General features: G+C 44.7%; 20 protein-coding genes. 12 read left to right on the forward strand and 8 right to left on the reverse strand.

Annotated features, from left to right (window positions below):
* The first annotated feature begins 102 nt into the window (after positions 1-102).
* The gene (locus ACUYLD_RS13405) at positions 103-972 is read left to right on the forward strand and encodes an AraC family transcriptional regulator (RefSeq protein WP_446675263.1); all 870 of its coding nucleotides are present in this window, start codon (positions 103-105) and stop codon (positions 970-972) included.
* 102 nt (positions 973-1,074) lie between these two features.
* Here ACUYLD_RS13405 and ACUYLD_RS13410 read toward each other — a convergent pair whose 3' ends face one another.
* Positions 1,075-1,971, reverse strand: a complete 897-nt coding sequence (locus ACUYLD_RS13410; RefSeq protein WP_254349846.1) for a LysR family transcriptional regulator — start codon at positions 1,969-1,971, stop codon at positions 1,075-1,077.
* 157 nt (positions 1,972-2,128) lie between these two features.
* On the opposite strand from ACUYLD_RS13410, the gene ACUYLD_RS13415 reads away from it, so the two are divergent.
* Positions 2,129-2,869: an SDR family NAD(P)-dependent oxidoreductase gene (locus ACUYLD_RS13415; protein WP_446675264.1), complete on the forward strand. Its 741-nt coding sequence runs from the start codon at positions 2,129-2,131 to the stop codon at positions 2,867-2,869.
* A gap of 89 nt (positions 2,870-2,958) precedes the next feature.
* Here the strand turns inward: ACUYLD_RS13415 and ACUYLD_RS13420 are convergent, their stop codons facing one another.
* Positions 2,959-3,447 (reverse strand): hypothetical protein, encoded by a 489-nt coding sequence (locus tag ACUYLD_RS13420; RefSeq protein ID WP_446675265.1) that lies wholly within the window; start codon positions 3,445-3,447, stop codon positions 2,959-2,961.
* Between the two features lie 161 nt (positions 3,448-3,608).
* Complete coding sequence (locus ACUYLD_RS13425; RefSeq protein ID WP_069290696.1) at positions 3,609-3,959, reverse strand: winged helix-turn-helix transcriptional regulator; 351 nt, start codon at positions 3,957-3,959, stop codon at positions 3,609-3,611.
* Between the two features lie 162 nt (positions 3,960-4,121).
* Between ACUYLD_RS13425 and ACUYLD_RS13430 the strand changes: the two genes are divergently transcribed.
* A complete protein-coding gene (locus tag ACUYLD_RS13430) occupies positions 4,122-4,832 on the forward strand; it encodes an SDR family oxidoreductase (RefSeq protein WP_165178166.1) in 711 nt (236 codons plus the stop codon).
* 115 nt (positions 4,833-4,947) lie between these two features.
* On the opposite strand, the gene ACUYLD_RS13435 is transcribed toward ACUYLD_RS13430, so the two are convergent.
* Positions 4,948-5,676, reverse strand: a complete 729-nt coding sequence (locus tag ACUYLD_RS13435; RefSeq protein WP_231109436.1) for a YheC/YheD family protein — start codon at positions 5,674-5,676, stop codon at positions 4,948-4,950.
* A gap of 279 nt (positions 5,677-5,955) precedes the next feature.
* Here ACUYLD_RS13435 and ACUYLD_RS13440 point away from each other — a divergent pair, with 279 nt between their 5' ends.
* The 4 genes from ACUYLD_RS13440 to ACUYLD_RS13455 all read left to right on the forward strand — a co-directional run bounded on the left by ACUYLD_RS13440 (position 5,956) and on the right by ACUYLD_RS13455 (position 8,556).
* Positions 5,956-6,501 (forward strand): glutathione peroxidase, encoded by a 546-nt coding sequence (locus ACUYLD_RS13440; RefSeq protein ID WP_446675266.1) that lies wholly within the window; start codon positions 5,956-5,958, stop codon positions 6,499-6,501.
* 132 nt (positions 6,502-6,633) lie between these two features.
* Positions 6,634-7,212 carry a TetR/AcrR family transcriptional regulator gene (locus ACUYLD_RS13445; protein ID WP_061829804.1) on the forward strand — a complete coding sequence of 193 codons (579 nt, stop codon included), beginning with the start codon at positions 6,634-6,636 and terminating at the stop codon, positions 7,210-7,212.
* A gap of 30 nt (positions 7,213-7,242) precedes the next feature.
* Positions 7,243-7,983 carry an SDR family oxidoreductase gene (locus ACUYLD_RS13450; protein ID WP_446675267.1) on the forward strand — a complete coding sequence of 247 codons (741 nt, stop codon included), beginning with the start codon at positions 7,243-7,245 and terminating at the stop codon, positions 7,981-7,983.
* Between the two features lie 36 nt (positions 7,984-8,019).
* Positions 8,020-8,556, forward strand: coding sequence for a Crp/Fnr family transcriptional regulator (locus ACUYLD_RS13455; protein ID WP_069290701.1), 537 nt, complete (start codon positions 8,020-8,022; stop codon positions 8,554-8,556).
* Here ACUYLD_RS13455 and ACUYLD_RS13460 read toward each other — a convergent pair.
* The 3 genes from ACUYLD_RS13460 to ACUYLD_RS13470 all read right to left on the reverse strand — a co-directional run bounded on the left by ACUYLD_RS13460 (position 8,489) and on the right by ACUYLD_RS13470 (position 10,495).
* Complete coding sequence (locus ACUYLD_RS13460; protein WP_254349840.1) at positions 8,489-9,010, reverse strand: DinB family protein; 522 nt, start codon at positions 9,008-9,010, stop codon at positions 8,489-8,491. The two genes, ACUYLD_RS13455 and ACUYLD_RS13460, sit on opposite strands and share 68 nt — an antisense overlap.
* Positions 9,011-9,077: 67 nt before the next feature.
* Complete coding sequence (locus ACUYLD_RS13465; RefSeq protein WP_446675268.1) at positions 9,078-10,022, reverse strand: helix-turn-helix transcriptional regulator; 945 nt, start codon at positions 10,020-10,022, stop codon at positions 9,078-9,080.
* Positions 10,023-10,138: 116 nt separating this feature from the next.
* Positions 10,139-10,495, reverse strand: coding sequence for a nucleotide excision repair endonuclease (locus ACUYLD_RS13470; RefSeq protein ID WP_023991017.1), 357 nt, complete (start codon positions 10,493-10,495; stop codon positions 10,139-10,141).
* A gap of 215 nt (positions 10,496-10,710) precedes the next feature.
* Here ACUYLD_RS13470 and ACUYLD_RS13475 point away from each other — a divergent pair, with 215 nt between their 5' ends.
* The 3 genes from ACUYLD_RS13475 (at position 10,711) to ACUYLD_RS13485 (ending at position 12,249) form a co-directional block, all read left to right on the forward strand.
* Positions 10,711-11,334, forward strand: a complete 624-nt coding sequence (locus tag ACUYLD_RS13475; protein WP_254328068.1) for an acetate uptake transporter — start codon at positions 10,711-10,713, stop codon at positions 11,332-11,334.
* Between the two features lie 110 nt (positions 11,335-11,444).
* Entirely contained in the window at positions 11,445-11,816 is a 372-nt protein-coding gene (locus ACUYLD_RS13480; protein ID WP_446675269.1) for a winged helix-turn-helix transcriptional regulator, read from the forward strand.
* Positions 11,817-11,955: 139 nt separating this feature from the next.
* A complete protein-coding gene (locus ACUYLD_RS13485; RefSeq protein WP_016822569.1) occupies positions 11,956-12,249 on the forward strand; it encodes a DUF1330 domain-containing protein in 294 nt (97 codons plus the stop codon).
* A 207-nt stretch (positions 12,250-12,456) separates the two neighbouring features.
* On the opposite strand, the gene ACUYLD_RS13490 is transcribed toward ACUYLD_RS13485, so the two are convergent.
* Complete coding sequence (locus ACUYLD_RS13490; RefSeq protein WP_446675270.1) at positions 12,457-13,125, reverse strand: hypothetical protein; 669 nt, start codon at positions 13,123-13,125, stop codon at positions 12,457-12,459.
* Between the two features lie 157 nt (positions 13,126-13,282).
* Between ACUYLD_RS13490 and ACUYLD_RS13495 the strand changes: the two genes are divergently transcribed.
* Positions 13,283-14,821, forward strand: a complete 1,539-nt coding sequence (locus ACUYLD_RS13495; RefSeq protein ID WP_446675271.1) for an FAD-dependent oxidoreductase — start codon at positions 13,283-13,285, stop codon at positions 14,819-14,821.
* A gap of 172 nt (positions 14,822-14,993) precedes the next feature.
* A complete protein-coding gene (locus ACUYLD_RS13500) occupies positions 14,994-15,245 on the forward strand; it encodes a spore gernimation protein GerQ (RefSeq protein ID WP_446675272.1) in 252 nt (83 codons plus the stop codon).
* The last annotated feature ends 33 nt before the right edge of the window (positions 15,246-15,278 follow it).

Below are 15,278 nucleotides of genomic sequence, written 5' to 3' on the forward strand. Positions count from 1 at the left end.
GTACAAGCCACATTAAACTATGCGACAGAACCTGTTCAACAAGAGCACGCAAAGACAGGATTACAGATACTCCTAATGATATGATTACAACTAAGGAAGGTGATGCGGTTGGAATGGTTGCTTCAGATCAAGAACGCACTCGATCTGATGGAAGAGAGAATGCAGCAGCCACTCGATATCGAGGAAATTGCAAAGGCAGCCTACTCGTCTCCTTTCCATTTTCAGCGCATGTTTCATATGCTAACCGGCGTCACGGTTGCAGAATATGTGCGCAAACGTCGATTGACCTTGGCTGCTCAGGAATTGAGTCTTTCTTCCGCCAAGGTGCTGGATGTAGCGTTCAAATACGGATATGATTCCCCCGAATCTTTTTCTAAAGCGTTCCGGAAGGTACACGGTATTTCTCCCTCTGAGGCCAGAAGCCCTGGGGTGAACCTGAAAGCCTTTCCACGCATCACCTTCCATCTATCGTTGAAGGGAGATCAGGAAATGGATTACAAAATTGTAGAGAAAACGGCCTTTACGGTCATTGGCAAGTCCATTCAAGTCACCACTAAGAACGGCGATAATCTTCGAGAAATCCCAAAATTCTGGAACGAACTGAATGCGGATGGTACATCGGATCGGATTCATGCCTTGGGGACAGGCGACGATATACTCGGTATATGCTTGGACATGAAACATGGGGAGGAGACGTTTAGTTACTTAATCGCCGCAGAAGGCAGCGAAGACGTAGCGACCGCGAATGGGCTGGAATCCAGAACCATTCCGGCTTCAACCTGGGCAGTGTTTACATCCATCGGCCCTATGCCTCACTCGATCCAAAAGGTATGGCAAAGAATTTTTCAGGAATGGTTCCCTGCCAGTAATTATGAGCATTCAGGCGGCCCGGAACTAGAAGTGTATACTATGGGAGATTCACATGCTGAAGACTACCGAAGTGAAGTTTGGATTCCGATTAAGAAAAAGTAAACAAACCGAACCGACTGCCGATTGCAGTCGGTTTTATACCGTACTGCATTTACATCATAAGATGACAGAAAACACAATTCCCTGCATACTCGCTACTCTAGCTCAATGCACCGAGGACCATTCCCCAAGCTCCTCCTTCAACACAGAATATAGCCTTGAGCTTGCCAGCCTTAGCGGATAGTCTGTTGCTTTGCAAAGAAGGCCGAAGGTCATATCGATCAGGCTGCCGCTTAATTCCCTCACCGCTACTCCTGCCGGGATAGGACTGACCAGAATTTGTGGCACAAGGGCAATACCCAAATCGCTTTCCACATAAAATTTCAGAGCCGTCATGCTGCCAATTTCCATCGTGTCTAGCGTGGTTATTCCATATTCCTTCATGACCATTTCAAGTTTGCGACGATATGGACAGCTGGCCGATGTAATAAGCAACCGATGCCCCTGTAAATCCTCTGGCCCAATGTTTTCTTTTTCCGCAAGCGGGTGATTTTCAGGCATTAAAACTACAAAATTCTCCTTAAATAAAGGTTCAAAATATAGCTCTGTTCCCACATCCGGTGTGGAACACAGCGCTAAGTCAATATCTCCCTTGAGAATACGCTCGCTTAAGGTAGGGGTATTCCCAAACTCAACAGAAACCCGAATATTCGGATAATGGGTTAAGAAGCGTTTTAAAATTTCTGGTAGTCGATAACTGGCAGTCGGTTCGGTCACTCCTATACGAATGTTACCTGTAGTCCCTCTTTGCAGATTGTCCATATTTTCATACAATTGCTCCATATCCTTTACAATATGTAGACTTTGCTCGTAAAACATCCTACCCGCTTCAGTTAACTTTATTTTCTTGCCCCGTTCGATCAGTTGAATTCCCATATCGGACTCCAGCTTCTGTATTTGCATCGTCACGGTAGATTGTGCATAATTCAACTCTTCCGCTGCACGCATAAAACTTCCGTAATTCACAATCATTTGAAATGTTTTGAGCGTTTTAATGTCCATTCTCAGTCTCCTATACGCACAATTAATTCAATTTTATTGAATCATAAATTCAGTTAATTCAATTATACAGAACACAATACATCCTCTACAATGATACATATCAGATCATATTATTTTCAGACGCAAAATGAACTGGTTGGAGAAGGAGCGAATATATATGGATTTACATCAAAAAGTAGCACTGGTTACAGGTGGAGGTACAGGAATTGGGAGAGCCGCATGTATGGCCTTGGCAGATCGAAAAGCTACAGTAGTCGTAAACTATTCCCGCTCTAAAAACGATGCTGAGGAAACGGTACGTATGATCCTTGAAAAGGGCGGACGTGCTATCGCATTACAGGCAGATGTTTCCCGAGATCAGGAAGTTCGAACTATGGTTGACCAGATTGTCCAGCAATTCGGTACGATTGATATACTCGTGAATAACGCTAGCATTACACATCACATTCCTATGGATGATCTGGAGCCAGCCACGGAAGAGGTATGGGATGATCTATTTGATGTAAATGTAAAAGGCATGTTTTACTGTGCCAGAGCCGTAGCTCCTTTTATGAAGCGTAGTAAACAAGGAGCTATCGTCAATCTTGGAAGTATAGCAGGGCAAACAGGGCTAGGTTCCTCTCTTCCCTATGCGGTATCCAAAGCGGCCGTCCACGGACTGACCAAATCTTTAGCACGAGCACTGGCACCGGATATTCGCGTCAATTGCATCGTGCCGGGAGCCGTAGCGACAAGATGGTGGGCAGGCAGAGAAGAACAAATGAATCAACTGTTTCCTCATTTGCTCCTACAGCGCATTTCCACGCCCGAAGATATCGCGAGCATGATCTGCTCTGCTTTGGAACAGGAAGCCATGACAGGCCAGATCATTACGGTGGACAGCGGACAAACACTGTAAAGATACTGGGACTTCTGCGTAAAAAAACAAGCCGCCTTCTCAGACAGAAGGCGGCTTTTGAGCTATCGTATACCGTCGTTGACTACGTTTTAGCTTATAGATACCGCAATTCGTGTACCTTTCACGAATTTAGCAAATAAGTACCGAACAAGCGGCCCTACAATTAAGATCTGCAGAGGGAAAGCAAAAATAAAATTATTAAAAACTAAAGATAAGTAATTTTTAAATAATGAATCTCCCGAAAGACCATTAAAAAAGTAAGCTGTCCCCAATCCATAAAGTGACATACAAAGAACCATTCCAATGACCATACAGCATGAAAGGGACAGAATCACAAATACCTTTTTAGATTTGTCGTATGGTAATGAGAAGGCTATTTTCTTTGCTAGTGGACCGACAATAAATAATTCCAATACGAAAGCAATGATAAAACATAAAATAAATTGAAGAAACATTACTTTTAGAGATATTGTGCCAATCAAGTCATTTGTATATAGATTATAAAATGTCATGAATACGACCATCCCCAAGCACATCATTAAACCAAAATAAAAATTTTCTTTCTTCGTTGTTGGCAATTCCATCATCCCTTCTGTGTACCTTGGTAATTATATAAATAGTCGAAACCTCCACATAAGTGAACTTTCTGTGAACTTTATAGTAAGCGCTTCCCTTTATATATATAAGAAATAGGCATCGTTCAGCTCAACGATACCTCGGAATGTTGCAGTCATATCCCTCAATGATCTGCTTCTAAATCTAAGCCAAATCTCTTCAGCTCAATAAAAACACTTTCCAGTCGCTTCCCTTTTTCCGTTAACGAATATTCAACTCGCGGTGGAACCTCGGCATATACCTTTCTTTCTAACAGGCCGTTATCTTCAAGTTCCTTCAGGCGTAGGGAAAGCGTTTTGGGACTAATCCCCTTCATGGATTTCTGAAGTTGGCTGAATCTCAGTGTTCCTTCGATAAGCAGATCACGGATGATTAGAAAAGTCCATTTCGTTCCGATCAAATCAAGTGTTTGGGCAATAGGGCACGGCTTGCCTGGTATTCCTTTGGTCAATTCAATAGGTTCTTGGGCGTGCATGGGAACTCCTCCAAAAATCATCTGTTAAAACCAATGGTATCACAATAGTTCCTTTTGGGAAACTATATGAATTAAATATCACTACTTCCCTAAATAAACTTACTACATATACAATATCGCTGTAGCAAGTCATGTTTTCTCTAATACGAGGAGGTAATCCATTTGCAAAACAAAAAGATTGTCATTATTGGTGGAAGCTCAGGTATCGGTTTAGAAACAGCTAAGCAAGTCATTTCGCTTGGAGCGGAAGTGGTAATCGCCAGCCGCTCGGAGGATAAATTGCACAAGGCCAAAGAAATGCTGGGCCCTCGTGCTGCAATATATGTGCTGGACACGTCAGATGAGCAGCAGGTAAAATCTTTCTTCGAAAAAGTCGGTCCCTATGATCATCTTATCGTTAGCGCCGCAGAAACATCAGGCGGGTCATTCCTTCAGTTGGAGACGGATCAAGCCCGCAAGCTATTCGAAAACAAATTTTGGGGCCAATATTATGCAGCTAAATACGGGGCTTCCCAACTCTCAACCAAGGGTTCCATTACTTTATTTTCAGGAGTGGTGGCATACAAGCCGATGATTGGCTCCTCTGCGCTCGGTGCTGTGAATGCAGCGGTTTCGAATCTTGGTCAAACCTTGGCGTTAGAACTTGCTCCCATCCGCGTGAATGTCGTCTCACCCGGCATTATTGATACACCTTCCCGCAGCAAAATGCCTGAAAATACGCGTAATCAATTCTATGATACGGTCGCGCATAAGCTTCCTGTAAAGCGAGTTGGACTTGCGGAGGATGTTGCACAAGGTGTACTTTATTTGATTCAAAATCAGTTTGTGACCGGAACCGTCCTTCATGTGGATGGCGGACATATTTTAACATAAAAGCTTCGTCTTAAATCCGTCAGTCATTTAACAAAAAAAACGGAGAACGCTCCCGCACCTTTGCTTGGGCGTTCTCCTCCTTTTCTTATCAATGAATGATTTCAAAAACTTTATCCTAATGATGAATACGACGTTTGTTTCTCAATATGTTGCGAATCATCTTGTGATTGGGGAGCTGCCTGAACAACATATGTCCGGGATGCGGATTAGCCTCGATAATCCAGATTTGACCGCTCTTTTCAATAGCAAGATCGATACCCAGCTCGCGAACCGGATGATTTTTATCTATCGTGTCGGCAATGATTCTAGAAAGCTCGATGATCTGGTCCAGAATCTCTTTCATTTTTATTCTGTCATTTTTAAAGACCCTTAAAAGCACTTTGGACAACGGCGCCGCATGTCCTCCCTTCCGATAGTTGGTAACGACTTTTCGAGGTGCAGCGACACGACCGGTTATTCCTGAAATGACCCATTCCGATTCCGGCTTCTGCATATACACTCTGGCATCAAAAATGGAACCTTTGTACTTGGCTAACTTAAGTCCTTGCTGTACCAAATAACGACGATGAGGTCTCCGATAGGTTCTAACTGCTCTTCTTACGGCGTGGGACCTAACGACTCTGCGACTGGAGCCACAACGAACCTCATACTTCCTCCCCAGCTTTTTCGCACGTATGATGCCAGTTCCTCCACTCCCATAATTAGGCTTGATAAAGACTGTGCGATAGGTATCCAGCATCCGTAAAGTCCTTGCATTACTGATCCAGCGGGTTTCGGGCAAGTGAGAACGTAAAATGGGATGTTGTTGCATTTCCTTGTATTGAATCATCTTTCCAATGGGCACGAATATCCCTCGATTCTGTTGGGTTTTTGCACACATTACATGAATATGCATCTATATTCTATCTTGGTAACGGCGAATGCCACAGTTTGCTATGAAAGAGGCAAATCTCCTACTTTCTTTAAGGCGAGTCTTCTTTGATTTCAAGAGAGAGATGGACAATGTGTTCTGCATGACGAAGTTATTGTAAATACCTATAAAGTTGATCCCAATAATATATTAGACCAATAATAATTCTGGATATATGATGTATTAAATAATAACCTGAGGAGGAACGTTAACATGTCTATTTATGATTTTCAAGCAACCTCAATTAACGGGGAACCGATTGAATTCTCAGACTACAGAGGAAAGGTTCTCCTCATTGTAAACACAGCCAGCAAGTGTAGCTTCTCCAGTCAATTCGCGGATCTGCAGAGGCTCTACGAGAGACGGAGGGAACAAGGCTTTGAAATCCTCGCGTTTCCTTGTAACCAATTCAATGAAAAAGAGCCAGGTAGCAATTCGGAGGTTCAGGGATTCTGTCAAATTAACCATGGAGTAACCTTCCCGCTCTTTGAGAAGACGGATGTAAGAGGCTCATCTCCTCATCCTTTATTTCAATATCTGACCCAACAGGCACCGTTTCAAGGCTTCGATACCCAAACCAAAGACGGTCAATGGATGGAGGATTTCCTGCGGGATAAGTATCCAGAAATATACGCTGGCGACGGTATCAAGTGGAATTTTTCTAAATTCTTGGTCGATCGCGATGGCCAGATAAAAGGAAGGTTTGAAGTAACAACGGAGCCCTGCGCCATTGATCCTGTCATCGAATCGCTATTGTAGTTTTTCTGTTCATTTCTTTGGATTCTTTAAAAAAAGAGTATCAAATGACAAAAATGAATATTTGTCATTTGATACTCTTTGTGTTATCCTGACTTCAAGGAGGTGACTCACACGGCACTTGACCGTGTCCCTATGGAAAAATCCTCAGATGTGCTAACCAAGGAACAGATTCTCATTGCTACTGAAGACACACTTAGGCGTTTTGGTGTAGCCAAAACCTCCGTAACCGATGTTGCCAAAGTATTGGGAGTAAGTCATGGCACCATTTACCGACACTTTAAAAGTAAGGCCGAGCTTCTTGAAGGCGTGACCGAGAAATGGCTGAATGAAAAGATTATTGGCCCGTTAACGGAGGTCTGTCAGAATTCATCTATACTGGGAACGCCACATTTAAAACGATATATACAGACCTTGGTTGAACTCAAACAGTATTATGCTCGCGACGACGAGGAAATGTTCGAGATGTATACGAGGGTCACCGAGCAAGCCGCTGATTTAATCGACCAGCATATCGCCCACATTGTGGATCATCTCGCTGATATCATTGCACGCGGGGACATCATATCAGATCAGCCAGCCCAACTGGCGCGTACCCTTTTCTATGCCACAGCCCGTTTTCATCACCCCGCTCATGCTTACGAATGGAAGAGCCCTGTGATTAATCAGGAGTTTTCGGATGTGTGGACGCTTTTAGAAAAAGGAATCACTTAAAATAGATATGGAAAGCAGGGCTGAACACATATGAAGCATTTGGACGGAAAAACAGCAATTATCACCGGGTCCTCCAGAGGGATTGGACGTGCCATTGCCGAGCAACTGGCTGATCTAGGCGCTAATGTAGTCATCAATTATGCCAGCAGTCCGGACAAAGCCCAAGAAGTCATGGAGAGCATTATCCAAAAAGGCGGCAAAGCCATAGCACTTCACGCTGATCTGGGCAAAATGAGTGATATTGAAGCATTATTTACAAATACGATTGCTAAATTTGGTAAAGTGGATATTCTGGTTAACAACGCTGGGCTGATGATCACCCAACCTCTGGCTGAGGTAACCGAAGTTGATTTTGACAAACAATTCGCACTGAATGTAAAGGGCACTTTCTTTGCCTGTCAGCAAGCCATGAAATATATGGAGGACTACGGAAGAATTGTGAACCTGTCCACATCCGTAATCGGACAAATGTTCCCGGCATATAGCGTATACGCAGGTACCAAGGGCGCAGTGGAGCAATTTACACGTCAGCTAGCCAAGGAGTTCGGAAGCAAGCAAATTACGATCAACGCCGTGGCTCCCGGTCCTGTGAACACCGAGCTTTTCCAAGCAGGAAAAACCGAGCAGCAAATCGAAGGCATGAAAAAAATGAATGCTATGGGTCGGCTCGGCGAACCGGAAGATATCGCTGATGTGATTGAGTTCCTGGTCAGCGCCAAATCACAGTGGGTTACCGGGCAGACGATCCGCGTCAATGGCGGGTTCATCTAAAAGCTGGAATACATGGAATGGAGGCTGTTTACGTTCATGATATTACACAAAGGCGAGACCTTATTTCGACAAGGAGAATCCGGTCCTTTATATCACTTAAAGAGCGGCTTGTTAAAAATTGTCCGAGTCCATGAAGACGGCTCGCAAATTTTAGTTAATGTGATTGTGCCCGATGAAATCATTCCGCACCACTCCCTGATCAGCCCCAATCCTTATTATGGTACAGCGGTGGCGTTGGTAACCTCTGAGATTGGGGTTTTGTCGCAAAAAGAATGGTATCTAAAGCTGGAGCAAGACCCAGCTCAATGTCGGGAGATCGCTTTGCAGCTACAGGACAAATTGCGCATGATGCAGCAACGAATTGACCAGCTCACCGAGGTGTCACCTGCTGAGAAGCTTCGGAAGCTTCAACGCTGGTTCCACTCCTACATCGCACCCGCCACGTTAACGGACGTGCTGACGCAGGAGGAAATCGGCCAGTTTATAGGGCTGCGTCGGGAGACGATTAATCGGCTATTGCGTGCTTCAAGCGCTCCTTCTGCAAAAGATGATGACGATAATGCATCTCGATGAGCGAAAACCATTCTCCAGCATTCAGCGCGCCGAAACTGGGATGAGAGACGGTAGACGGCCCTGTTGATTTCCCAACGGTTGGCTCAATCTCTCTCATCTTGCGGATCACGACGTTTAATCCCTCCACAATCTCTTCTTTGCTAGTGGGTTGTTGGGGAGTGTACTGCGGGGATGGTGGAACTTGGATGCGCATTGGTGGAAAGCTCCCCAGATTAAAAATGGCCGTGCCTGCCTCCGTTTTAACTCCGGTCTCCCCATTAGGCTGTAGACAAAGATCAATGTTCTTAAGATGCATATACAGTGCAGAGTTCACCAAATGAAGATACATTTGTCCAAGCGACCATTGACCCTCCTGAGTTGTGTACTGCAATTGCTCCAAGCTAAAGCTGTCCAATTCAAGAAGATAGTGTTGTGCCGTTTCTTCGAAACGCTGTAATGTTTCAGTTGTATTCATATATTAATAATTACCCCTCTCTATCAAAGTAGCTTTACTATACAAAAATGCTACTGACAGCATTATGTCAGTAGCATTTTAACATTTTTTCCACTTCTGTACGTATCCGCTCCCGGAGCGACTCAGGCTCCAGCACAACCATATCCGCTCCCCATCCAAGTACCCATTGCAGTAATTCCTCCGGCTGTCTGACGCGGAAGAGTATATGCAGTCCATCTGCACGCTCCTCTATGGCCTCCATATAAAAGTTGTTCGCTTCCTTCACCTTATCTACAATATCCGAACGTGCTAGTATGCGAACAGTTACATGACGGTCATCGGTTTGCTTGTAATCCTGCAAATGAAAATCGACAGGCAACTGAAACCTGTCCTCCAGCACGATAAGCTCGTCCATACGTGACAGACGGAAATGGCGAAGCTGCTGCCTCAATTCACATTGCCCAATTAACACCCAAGAACCACGGAGCAGGACAAGACCATAAGGAGCGACCACACGCACACTTTGACGATTCCCGTCAGCCTCTGGCATTCTTTTGGAGTAGCCAAACTGTACTTTCCGTTTTTCCAATACAGCGAGACGCAGCGTTTCCAGATAGGTTTTCTCTCTATGGTTTGCTCCTTCACCCACTGCGAGCAGTCTGATGGTCGTACGCACCCGGGAGACTTCCCTGCGAACGCTCTCCGGTAAAATGGCTTCAATCTTTCTGCGGGAAGCTTGCGCCTTGATACCGTAGTCTGTATCAAATTTTTGTTCGACAAAATCCGTTCCGATTAGCAACGCCACAGCCTCTTCTGCGGTAAAGCTCAAGGGGGGCAGGAAGTACCCCTCCATCAAGGAATATCCAATGCCCGGTGCTCCTACAATCGGTACGCCCGATTCACTTAGAGCCTGAACATCCCGATAGATGGTCCTCACACTCGTTTCGAATATGGCTGCCAAATCCTCGGCTCGTACAATATTCTTACGCTGCAACTCTAGCAAGATCGCTAGCATACGATCTGTTTTATTCATACCACGGCCCCTCTCTGGAAGGATCAAAAATGCAAAAATGCAGAAATACAAAAAAGCAATAAGGGCAGTACAGTCACTGCGACTTATTGCTCTTTTTTCATATGGAAGTTACTCCATTACTTAAAAAATACTTTTTCGACGTTATATTTAGCCTTTTGTGAATTGATGATGTAGGTTTCATAAATTTCTCGCTCTACTGCATCTTCCACAATACAAACCTCAATAATCGCTACTTCGTTCCGCTTGTCCTTGATCGGCGATACGGTATCTTCAAAATGTTTTTTGATTCTTTGTCTCAGCTTTCTTGCTTTACCAACAAACAGCAATTCCTCCTGTGTGTTGTAGAACATAAAGATACCAGCCTTATCTCTAGGGATCAGGTGAAAGTCGGTAAATCCGTAAATATGGCTAAGCTCAGGGTTAACCTGTTTGGTAATCGTGATATCCGGAGTTGGAATTGTTATATTAATCACTATGTCACTTCCTCATTCTATATAGGTGTAAATATTATCACAAATCCTGCGGTAACACCATTTAATAATCCTTGCCCATCACAAGACAGATCGGTAGAAATTTTATAACTTACCTACTATGCGAGTACGTCGGTTTCCGTTACAATATGTCAGTGTGATTCTGGCATCGGCAGATTGACGCGTACTTGAACATTATTGGAGGCTCCTATTTTTTTATGCAAAATGAATCTCATTCTAACGTAAAAATCATAACGGCCGATCCGAGTGCGATCGGCCTGTTTGGCTTGGCTATTGTAACGCTTGTGGCTTCATCCCAAAAGCTTGGCCTCACCGACGGCTTAAGCTTCATCATCCCTTGGGCTATATTTCTCGGTGCTTTTGCACAGCTATTTGCTTCCATTCAGGATGCAAAACATAACAACACCTTCGGCATGACGGCATTTGGTGCTTACGCCTTCTTCTGGTTGGCCGTAGCCAGTAGCTGGATGATAAAAATGGGCGTATTCGGCTCAGAGCTGGCATCTGCTGTAGATGGCAAACAGCTCGGCTTTGCCTTTGCGGGCTATCTCATCTTTACGCTTTTCATGACCATTGGAGCGATGGAGACGCATAAGGTTTTATTCTTTATTTTTGTGTTGATTGATTTTCTGTTCCTCGGTCTTAGCTTCGATGCATTTGGCGTTGCCCCAGAGGTGTTCCATACCATCGCCGCTTATGCTGAAATGGGCATTGGTCTGCTCTCACTGTATGGTACAGGAGCTGCCGTCCTGAATGCTCATTTTGGTCGTACATTTCTGCCCGTCGGGCGTCCTTTCGGCATTTTTAAGCCACGTCCTTAGCTGTATATGTAAACCTGCAAAGCCGCCTTTCGCGCCGATCCGCGTTAAGGACGGCTTTGGGGATATAAGGATGGAATTGGTATAATAACAAAGTGAAAGGAGATGATATCGTGAGAAAACGGCTGAACAATGGAGTTAATTGCACGCCGACTAAAGGCTGTCCGGTGGAAGTAACCTTAAGCATTATCGGCGGAAAGTGGAAAGGAATCATTCTGTACGAATTGCTGGGCGGAACTAAGCGGTTTCAAGAACTGCGGCGGGCACTTCCCACGGCCACTCAAAAAATGCTGACCCTCCAACTGAGAGAGTTAGAAGCAGACGGTCTCATTCACCGCGAAGTTCATCACCTTGTTCCGCCTAAAGTGGAATACTCGCTAACCCCGCTCGGATCTTCGCTTGAGTCAATACTCATCCAACTGAAGGCTTGGGGAGAACGATTTCAGGCTGAACCTCATCTCTCCGACTTTTCAAACCTGAAATAACGAACCGGTGTAATAAATGAAACTGAGGATAAAAAAAGTGCCTAATTTACAATCTCCGCGTGTCGGATTAAGCTAAAGATGCTCGCCGGCGAAATCCTAGGACGTATGATCACCGTCCGACATACAGAGGAGAATGGATATGAGCGCATATGTTATCGTAGATATAAAAGTAGAGGAAGAAGCTGTTTTCAAACAATACGCAGAGCTAGCAGATGCGCTGCTGCAGAAAGTGCCGGGATTCCGCAACCTTACGCTAGATCCACAGCCCGAGACACTGGAAGGCACATGGAAGCCGTCAATAGTCGTAGTTCACGAATTCCCGACTTACGAGGCTGCCAAGCAGTTCTATTATTCCGATGACTACGCCCCCTTAATTAAGCTGCGCCAATCAGGAACTCAAGCTAATGTTATTCTGGTTAACGGAAGAGCATAACTCCTGTTCTGCTACTTTTCATATACTAGGACAATTCGCACTCGAATTAGGTAACTAGCTTATCTAATTTCATAGTCATTAAATAAAACAAACTGCTACGTCCTATTAAGGACGTAGCAGTTTTTCCAGTACAACGTAAAAAATGAAACCGTACCCTTCGCCAGCATCTTGTTCTCCCCCGGATGAAGGTAACACCGCTCCATAAAATTATAGAGTGTCCCCTGCGACAGGCTTCAACGTTTTCTCCGCCATTCTGTCGAGTGTCCAGACTAGTCCCCCCACGGCAAGAGTGGCGATGACCGCCATAATTGCAGTTCCGCCGACATGCAGCAGCAGCACGGGAACCCACAGCAGTCCAAGTATACGATGGATGGTTCGCATCCACTTGTTGCGTACTTTATTAATATAGAAGCCGTACCCGGAGATAGCCAGTATAATAGCAAAGGCTGCTAGACCGGAGTAGGTTTTGTGATCTTGAAATTTGGTAATCAGGAAATAGACACCATGAACGGCAATAAGAATCAAGGTCGCCCAACCCAGCAGTTTATGCAAGGAGTGAAACAACTTTCCGGCCTTTCGAACCAACATTGACGGCGATCTCAGTTTCTTCTTAAACCAGAACCAACAGAAAGAGGCCGCCCCAAGAAAAACGGAGATCGTACCCAAGGTATTAAATATTTCCCCGTTTCCCCCACCACCTTTTCCGCCGGGACGTCCGCCCATGTGTCCTGGTACATTGCCGCCTCCCGGAGGTCGCATGCCAGGCTTGCCGCCGGAAACCGAGGACATGTAGTAATAGTAGATTATGAGTAGAGCTGCTACCGTAACTGCGATGATAGCCGGAATCCAAACCTTCCTTCTCATTTTTGTTTTCATTAGTTATGCATCCTCCCCGGGAAAATTGCCTTGATTGTACCCGGTCAAGCTGAAAACAAGATGAAAGCTGGCTGAAAGTATCCCTTTTTAGGGTATATAAAATCATACAATGATAACAATGTATACAATAATTGTAATCAAAGGGGTGCTTGTGAAAATGAAACAAGACGAATCTCGTACCACATTTCCGCAATTTCCCGAATCATATTGGTTAGCTTCAACTGACATCCCCAACTTTCCCAAACTTAGTGAAGATATTCAGGTGGATGTTGCCATTGTAGGTGCGGGGATTACTGGTATTACCACTGCTTATTTACTTTCTAAAAAAGGACTAAATGTCGCAGTCGTCGACGCAGGGCGGATACTTCATGGAACAACGGGCCATACGACCGCCAAAATTACCGCACAACATGATTTGATCTACAGCGAGTTTCTTTCACATTTTGGCAAGGAAAAAACCCGGCTCTATTACGAAGCCAACCGTGATGCTCTTCAATTTATCAAGCAAACGGTAGAAGAGTATCATATCGATTGTCAATTTACAGAAGAAGATGCTTACGTTTATACATGTGCAGATACGTATGTGGAAAAAATCTCCGCTGAATATAAAGCCTACGAGGAACTTGGCATCCCGGGAAGTTATGTCGAACAAACGCCTCTGCCCTTTTCAACTAAAGCAGCTATTATGATGGAAAACCAAGCTCAGTTTAATCCGATTCCTTTCTTAAGGTATCTAGCCAATCAAGTCATCCGGCAAGGCGGAAAGATTTATGAGCAGACCACCGTTGTGGGTGTGGATAAGGGAACCCCCTCCATTATTAATACAAGCGACGGGCACAAAATCACCTGCAACTATGTCGTATCCTCCTCGCATTTTCCGTTCAATGATCCAAACAGTCTTTATTTTGCGCGATTGCATGCCGAGCGGTCTTATGTACTAGCTGTCAAGACGGACAAAACCTATCCGGGTGGTATGTACCTTAGTGCGGAAACCCCCAAACGCTCGCTTCGCTCTGTACTAATAAACGGTGAACCGATGGTTATCGTCGGTGGGGAAGGCCACAAAACGGGACAAGGAATCTGTACTTTCCAGTACTATGAAGCTTTACAAAAGTTCGCAGAGCAAACCTTTGGATTAAAGGAGATCGTTTATCGCTGGTCGGCTCAAGACTTATATACACTAGACAAACTCCCTTATATTGGGCAGGAACTATCTAACACTTCTAACATCCTCGTTGCTACGGGGTATAGAAAATGGGGGATGACCACAAGTGTAGCGGCAGCTTTATTAAATACGAATCTGATTACCAGAGAGGAAAGCCCGTATCAGGATCTTTTCTCCCCTTCAAGATTTCATATGGACCCCGACATTAAAACATTTGTGACTCAAAATGCGAATGTGGCTAAACATTTGATTGCTGGGAAATTGGGGATCAACTACAAAAAAGCCGAAGAACTGCAGCACGACGAAGGGGCGGTCATTCGGGTGAACGGCAAAAGAGCGGGCGCATACCGAGACCCACAAGGAGCATTACACCTAGTGGACACAACATGCACCCATATGGGTTGCGAAGTCGAGTGGAATGAAGCGGAAAGAACATGGGATTGCCCTTGTCATGGCTCACGCTTTTCATATCAAGGCGAAGTCATTGAAGGTCCGGCCAAAAAATCGCTTGGCAAGGTTGAAGGGGAATAGCACCAACCTTTGTATGCTTAAGGAGACTCAAGAGCACAGGCCTTACTGGAATCGCTCGCTGTTCTTCCAAAAGAGTCCCCCTCGTTCGGTAACCTAACCTTTTCATAACTCTGAATAAACATAGTTACGCTGGACAACATACCCTTGAGAATCATAAAAGAAAGGTGATCCTATGATAAGCCAACAGTCTGCATTAGCGGCGCATGAGTCCCTAGAGATCCACGAAGCGCTAAATTTTAAAACGTTATGCTTAGCTAAGTCCAAATTAATGCAGGGCTTGGTATTCGATCAAGAGCTAAAGGATTTAATGGAAAAAGATGTTCAGCAATCCATACAAGCTATTGCCGATTTGCAAGCAATCTATGCCAAGGCACCGTTTCAGGCACCTGTACCGAAATTCCGACCAACACCAATTTTAAATTGAGGTGAAATGATGTGACATTAAATCAGACCCAGT

It is taken from the genome of Paenibacillus sp. SER-28 (assembly GCF_052906305.1).

Excerpts from the sequence above, each read along its gene's own strand:
- ACUYLD_RS13405 (WP_446675263.1), top strand. The coding sequence starts at position 103 with ATGCGGTTGGAATGGTTGCTTCAGATCAAGAACGCACTCGATCTGATG.
- ACUYLD_RS13410 (WP_254349846.1), bottom strand. The coding sequence starts at position 1,971 with ATGGACATTAAAACGCTCAAAACATTTCAAATGATTGTGAATTACGGA.
- ACUYLD_RS13415 (WP_446675264.1), top strand. The coding sequence starts at position 2,129 with ATGGATTTACATCAAAAAGTAGCACTGGTTACAGGTGGAGGTACAGGA.
- ACUYLD_RS13425 (WP_069290696.1), bottom strand. The coding sequence starts at position 3,959 with ATGCACGCCCAAGAACCTATTGAATTGACCAAAGGAATACCAGGCAAG.
- ACUYLD_RS13440 (WP_446675266.1), top strand. The coding sequence starts at position 5,956 with ATGTCTATTTATGATTTTCAAGCAACCTCAATTAACGGGGAACCGATT.
- ACUYLD_RS13445 (WP_061829804.1), top strand. The coding sequence starts at position 6,634 with ATGGAAAAATCCTCAGATGTGCTAACCAAGGAACAGATTCTCATTGCT.
- ACUYLD_RS13450 (WP_446675267.1), top strand. The coding sequence starts at position 7,243 with ATGAAGCATTTGGACGGAAAAACAGCAATTATCACCGGGTCCTCCAGA.
- ACUYLD_RS13455 (WP_069290701.1), top strand. The coding sequence starts at position 8,020 with ATGATATTACACAAAGGCGAGACCTTATTTCGACAAGGAGAATCCGGT.
- ACUYLD_RS13460 (WP_254349840.1), bottom strand. The coding sequence starts at position 9,010 with ATGAATACAACTGAAACATTACAGCGTTTCGAAGAAACGGCACAACAC.
- ACUYLD_RS13465 (WP_446675268.1), bottom strand. The coding sequence starts at position 10,022 with ATGAATAAAACAGATCGTATGCTAGCGATCTTGCTAGAGTTGCAGCGT.
- ACUYLD_RS13475 (WP_254328068.1), top strand. The coding sequence starts at position 10,711 with ATGCAAAATGAATCTCATTCTAACGTAAAAATCATAACGGCCGATCCG.
- ACUYLD_RS13485 (WP_016822569.1), top strand. The coding sequence starts at position 11,956 with ATGAGCGCATATGTTATCGTAGATATAAAAGTAGAGGAAGAAGCTGTT.
- ACUYLD_RS13490 (WP_446675270.1), bottom strand. The coding sequence starts at position 13,125 with ATGAAAACAAAAATGAGAAGGAAGGTTTGGATTCCGGCTATCATCGCA.
- ACUYLD_RS13495 (WP_446675271.1), top strand. The coding sequence starts at position 13,283 with ATGAAACAAGACGAATCTCGTACCACATTTCCGCAATTTCCCGAATCA.
- ACUYLD_RS13500 (WP_446675272.1), top strand. The coding sequence starts at position 14,994 with ATGATAAGCCAACAGTCTGCATTAGCGGCGCATGAGTCCCTAGAGATC.